Below are 1,655 nucleotides of genomic sequence, written 5' to 3' on the forward strand. Positions count from 1 at the left end.
CGCGCGGCAGGTCTTGCCGCTGAAGCGCAGCTGATGCAGCTCGCGTTCGAGGCCGGCGTGCCGTCGCCGCGCGTGATGCATGTGCTGGTGCCGGAGGACGATCTCGGCACCGGCTTCATCATGCAACGGGTCGAAGGCGAGACCATTGCGCGCAAAATCTTGCGCGACGACGAGTTCGCCACGGCGCGGCCGCTGCTGGCGCGGCAGATCGGCGGCATTCTCGCTGGCCTGCATCGACTGCCAAAGGACAAGCTGCCGGAGCTGCGCAGCCGTGGCGCCACCCAGGAGATCGCCGAGTTCGAGCGCGACTATCGCAGCCTGAACTGGCCAAAGCCCGTGTTCGAGCTGGCGCTGCGCTGGCTGCGCGACCACGATCCCGGCCCGTCGGCCGAGACCACGTTGGTGCACGGCGATTTCCGCAACGGCAATCTCATCATCGGCGCCGACGGCGTCCGCGCCGTGCTCGACTGGGAGCTCGCCCATCTCGGCGACCCCATGGAGGATCTCGGCTGGGTCTGCGTCAATTCCTGGCGGTTCGGCGAGATCGACAAGCCGGTCGGCGGCTTTGGCTCGCGTGAAGAGCTGTTCGCAGGGTATGAGGCCGCCGGCCGCAAGGTCGATCAGGCGCGCGTGAAATTCTGGGAAGTGATGGGCACGCTGCGCTGGGGCATCATGTGCGGCGGCATGATGCAGCGTTTTCGCGAAGGCCCCGATCATTCGATGGAGCGCGCGATGATTGGCCGCCGTGCGTCCGAGACCGAAATCGATCTGTTGCGGCTGCTGGCGCCACGCGGGAGCTGATCATGCAGGACGAACCGACACCCGTCGAGCTGACGAAGTCAGTCGCCGACTTCCTCCGCAGCGACATCACGCCGCTGATCTCCGGCCACCAGGCCTTCAAGCTGCGCGTCGCCATCAACATCCTCGACCTCGTCACGCGGCAGCTGACGCAGGAGGAGGGGAGTGATGCGAAAGAGGTGGAGCGTCTGCGCGCGCTGCTCGGCATCGACGGCTCGGTGACGGACCTCAACCGAACGCTCGCCGATCGCATCGCCAGGGGCGAGCTCAACCTCGCAACGCCGGGGCTCGCCGAGCACCTCTGGGCCACCACGATGGACAAGCTCGCCGTCGATCAGCCGAACTTCGCATCTTATAAGCGGGAACTATCGCGAGACGCCTAGACCACTCCACCGTCATTGCGACGAGCCCTTGCGACGAAGCGATCCAGACTGCCTCCATGGAGGAATTTCTGGATTGCTTCGCTGCGCTCGCAATGACCGAATGACCGTCTACTTCCCCACCCATTTCGGCGGCCGCTTCTCCGAAAACGCCTTCGGTCCCTCGATGTAATCCTGCGATGCGGCCATCGCCTTCACCGCCGGATACTCGCGCTGCTCCTCGATCGCCTGTTCCAGCGACACGCCGAGCCCCTTCTGGATTGCCTGCTTCGAGGCGCGGATCGACATCGGCGAGTTCTTGGCGATCGTCTCGGCCCAGCGCAGCGCGGCGTTGAGTGCTTCGCCCTGCGGCACCACCTCGTTGACGAAGCCGAGTTCCTGGCCTTCCTTGGCGCTGACATGGCGCGCGGTCAGGATCATGCCCATGGCGCGCTTCAGCCCGATCTGCCGCGGCAGCCGGTGCAGGCCGCCGGCGAG

The 1,655-nt window shown here is 66.0% G+C and carries 3 protein-coding genes; 2 read left to right on the forward strand and 1 reads right to left on the reverse strand.

Going from position 1 to position 1,655, the window contains the following annotated elements; genetic code table 11:
- Together MOV75_RS37085 and MOV75_RS37090 are read left to right on the forward strand one after the other, a co-directional pair.
- Positions 1–801, forward strand: an 801-nt coding sequence (locus tag MOV75_RS37085) for a phosphotransferase family protein (protein WP_247007868.1), incomplete at its 5' end; no start/stop codon positions are given.
- A 2-nt stretch (positions 802–803) separates the two neighbouring features.
- The gene (locus MOV75_RS37090; protein ID WP_246926808.1) at positions 804–1,181 is read left to right on the forward strand and encodes a DUF6285 domain-containing protein; all 378 of its coding nucleotides are present in this window, start codon (positions 804–806) and stop codon (positions 1,179–1,181) included.
- Positions 1,182–1,289: 108 nt separating this feature from the next.
- On the opposite strand, the gene MOV75_RS37095 is transcribed toward MOV75_RS37090, so the two are convergent.
- A partial coding sequence (locus MOV75_RS37095; RefSeq protein ID WP_246926807.1) for an enoyl-CoA hydratase-related protein occupies positions 1,290–1,655 on the reverse strand: 366 nt, incomplete at its 5' end.

Origin of the sequence: Bradyrhizobium sp. PRIMUS42, from assembly GCF_023006515.1 — a bacterium.
Taxonomy (GTDB): Bacteria; Pseudomonadota; Alphaproteobacteria; order Rhizobiales; family Xanthobacteraceae; genus Bradyrhizobium.